This window comes from Candidatus Agathobaculum pullicola (genome assembly GCF_052117205.1).
Taxonomy (GTDB): domain Bacteria; phylum Bacillota; class Clostridia; order Oscillospirales; family Butyricicoccaceae; genus Agathobaculum; species Agathobaculum pullicola.
In genome coordinates this window covers 1-3,645 of record NZ_JBQKJP010000080.1, presented here as the reverse complement: position 1 = coordinate 3,645, position 3,645 = coordinate 1, and the positions used below count along the sequence as shown (strand labels likewise).

Annotated in this window: 4 protein-coding genes; all 4 read right to left on the bottom strand. The window is 49.7% G+C overall.

The features are described 5' to 3' along the window. Window positions 1–298: 298 nt before the first annotated feature. Window positions 299–682: a hypothetical protein gene (locus tag ACTQ3V_RS15280; RefSeq protein WP_441468254.1), complete on the bottom strand. Its 384-nt coding sequence runs from the start codon at window positions 680–682 to the stop codon at window positions 299–301. A gap of 353 nt (window positions 683–1,035) precedes the next feature. Further along, complete coding sequence (locus tag ACTQ3V_RS15275; RefSeq protein ID WP_441468253.1) at window positions 1,036–1,413, bottom strand: hypothetical protein; 378 nt, start codon at window positions 1,411–1,413, stop codon at window positions 1,036–1,038. A gap of 155 nt (window positions 1,414–1,568) precedes the next feature. Continuing rightward, window positions 1,569–2,501: a translation elongation factor Ts gene (gene tsf, locus ACTQ3V_RS15270; protein ID WP_441468252.1), complete on the bottom strand. Its 933-nt coding sequence runs from the start codon at window positions 2,499–2,501 to the stop codon at window positions 1,569–1,571. Between the two features lie 127 nt (window positions 2,502–2,628). Continuing rightward, entirely contained in the window at window positions 2,629–3,360 is a 732-nt protein-coding gene (gene rpsB / locus ACTQ3V_RS15265) for a 30S ribosomal protein S2 (RefSeq protein ID WP_441468251.1), read from the bottom strand. Between the last annotated feature and the right edge of the window lie 285 nt (window positions 3,361–3,645).

Genomic DNA, 3,645 nt, shown 5'->3' with positions numbered 1-3,645 from the left:
CCATCTTTGTCTTTTCTTCAATACTTACTTTTGACTTTTGTGACATAGAAGTGCCCCCTCCATGATTGACAGTGTTTTATTTCACTGTCTCTCATAGAGGGAGCATATCACAGTTCCTTGTCCGAGGGGCCTTTTATCAAACGTATCATTTCCATACGGATCATGCCTTTCTGCGATATTTGTATCGTTTTTCGAATCAACAAGAACGACATCGGGCACATTGATCCGCTCATTGTTCAGATAACAGATTTCCTCGCCAATCGTCATGCACGCCTTTTAATGACGGATATATAGGGAATTACGCAAAACGGCTGGCTTCAGTTTTCACAAGCGCATACCGGACTTCAATGCAATCCAGGTAACCTTCGCCACTCATATCCACCTGTGCATCGCAATGTACGCAATGTTCTGTACCAGTCCCCTCTGCTCCATCTACGCTCTTGATGATACATCCGCATTCGGGACAGCACAGGACATCATGCTGCATCAGAATCCAGGCATCGGCGAGGCTCGAAAGGATTGCAGCGCTTTCCCAGTAATCGTAATTCAAACGAGTGGCAACGCGCGATATGAAGATCGTCTGTTTGGCTGTATCGATTAGTCCATCAAGGTATTGCAGGACTGCCTCTTCCTCCTCGGAGAATGGGCCCTCCTTGAAGAATGCGTTATGGCTCGTTTGCATGTAAGCAGCTCCCTCTTTGTCATGTCATTCTATCACGGACAATGATTGGGCCGGTAAAATAGCGGCACATATTGTGCTTTTTCATGTTGTATTTTCTGTATCTTGTGGTTTTTGGCTTTATTTGCGGTCATTTGCAGGCCACCATGGGACCAATGAAAACAACACTATATTTTGTATCTGCGATCTCGATTTATCTGTATTTAGTGTTTTGCGGGCAAAGATTTACTTGCGCTTATTTGCAGGTCCCCGGTGGGACACTCCACTCATCATTCAGACGCTTCCTGCGGCTTATAATAATCTGCGTATCCTGCCGCCCGGATACAATGAGCGCATGGCACGCATTCACGATCCAGCTAGTCGCAACCGGCGCAGTTTAGCGTCTCTCTTTTGGCTCTGATGGGCGGGTAAGCATAGTCCAGCCAATCCTTCCCATATTCGTAATCTTCCGGGTGATATGCAAGCAGCGGGTCTAATATGCTCCAATGGGGCGGCGCGCTTTCCTCTCTTAACCCAACGTGCCAGTATGGTTTATTTGCCATTTCACGCATTTGTTCCAGCGAGAGCGGCTGATCTTCGGTTGGCTCAGCGCTCAGGGCTTTCATTGCTTTGATCCCCAGTCCAACTGCCTCCAGAAAGGCATCTGCTTTCTCGGCATCAATGCAGATTTTTCCGCTATCCTGATCCATGTACCAGTCATTCGTTAAGTGACCTATTCCCTCTTTATGTGTCATAGCGTGCTCACTCTCAATCTCTATTTCTCGTGTCCGTCCCACAAGGACAAAAAAAGGCCCGGAGGGTAACTTTACGTTACTCTCCGAGCCTCGTTTTGCTCATTATTCGTGGGTGAATTGGTGCGTTTTTCAGTTAGGAATTACAACAAGATAAATTACTTCGCCATCGAAGCAACTTCTGCCGCGAAATCGTCCTGCTTCTTCTCGATGCCTTCGCCCTTCTCAAAACGTACGCACTTAACCAGCTTGATTTCGCCACCCAGCTCCTTTGCAACCGCTGCGATGTGCTGCTCGACAGAAACCTTGTTCTCCTTGACAAACGCCTGCTGCAGGAGGCAGTTCTCCTCGTAGTACTTTCCGATACGGCCCTCGACCATCTTGTGGATGATCTGCTCCGGCTTCGGCTTGGCAGCGGTCTTGTTCTCCTCGAGTGCCTGAATTAGGAGAATTTCCTTTTCCTTGGCCAAAGTAGCCTCGTCTACCTCAGACTTGTCCATAAAGGACGGATTCATCGCAGCTGCCTGCATGCCGATATCCTTGCCCAGTTCCTTAACGGTCGCGTTGCCCTTGAGGTTATCGGAAACCTGCAAGCCAACCAGAACACCGATAACACCGCCCATGTGCGTGTAAGCAACATTAACAGTGGACTCGTCAAAACGGACAAAGCGACGAATCTGGATGTTCTCACCAATGGTAAGAACCTTCTCCTGCAGCACTTCCTGCACGGTCAGATCGCCCATCTTGCAAGCCTTGAGTGCTTCAACATCAGCCGGAGCTTCCTTCATGACAACGCCAGCCAACTCAGATACAAACTGCTGGAAATCAGCATTCTTGGCAACAAAGTCGGTTTCGGAGTTCACCTCAACGATCGCACCTACACCGCAGTCATCACAAACAGTCGCGCAGACAACACCTTCCGCCGCAATGCGATCCGCCTTCTTTGCAGCTTTCGCAAGACCCTTTTCACGCAGCAGTTCAATTGCCTTGTCGAAATCGCCGTCTGCCTCGGTCAGTGCCTTCTTGCAGTCCATCATGCCTACGTTGGTCATTTCACGGAGCTTCTTTACGTCAGCAGCAGTAAAAGCCATTTTTTATTCCTCCAAATTAAGTTTTTTCATCAAAGCCGCAGGGCGCGACAGCCCGGCACCGCTACACGGCCAAAACCGGACGGCACGCCGGGGGCATCGCGCCCTGCGGAAAATTACAATATCAGAATTACGCCTCAGCCTTAGCTTCGTCAGCCTTAGCCTCAACTTCGAGCTGTTCTCCCTGCTTGCCTTCCAGTACAGCGTTTGCCATAGTCTGGGAGATCAATTTGATGGCGCGGATTGCGTCGTCGTTGCCCGGGATAACATAGTCAATCTCGTCCGGATCGCAGTTGGTATCAACAATAGCAACAATCGGGATACCCAGCTTGCGGGCTTCTGCGATTGCATTCTTCTCCTTACGGGAGTCAACCACGAACAGTGCGCCCGGGAGCTTCTTCATTTCTTTAACGCCGCCGAGGTATTTCTCGAGCTTGGCGATTTCGAGCTGGAGCTTGATGACTTCCTTCTTGGGAAGCAGATCAAAGGTGCCGTCCGCCTGCATCTTCTGCAGCTGGTTCAGGCGGGCAATACGAGTACGCATGGTCTTGAAGTTGGTCAGCATACCGCCCAGCCAACGTGCATTGACATAGAACTGACCGCAGCGCTCAGCCTCTTCCTTGATTGCGTCCTGCGCCTGCTTCTTGGTGCCGACAAACAGGATGGACTCACCGGCTGCTGCCATATCGCGCACGAAGAAATAAGCTTCCTCGAGCTTCTTTACGGTCTTCTGCAAGTCAATGATATAGATACCATTGCGCTCAGTGAAGATGTAGGTTGCCATCTTCGGATTCCAGCGGCGGGTCTGATGGCCGAAGTGTACGCCGGCCTCCAGAAGCTGCTTCATAGAGATTACTGCCATTTTATTTTCCTCCTTGGTTGTTTCCTCCACCCCTGATCATCTGACAGCAGCAACCGATCGAACTCGATCCGTCACCGGCTGCTTTCATCACGAGGTGTGCGAATTCGTGCTTAAATAGTATACGCTGCAACGCACACTTTGTCAATCGTTTTTTCTGTTCTTTTAGAAATTTTCTGTAGGTTTGTCAAACATATTGGACAGTGAACTCTAAAGGAGAAAGCCAACCTAGAGGCCTCATGGGAAAGTTGTTGGAACGGCGGTTATGGACAGCAAGCTGCTTGGAAA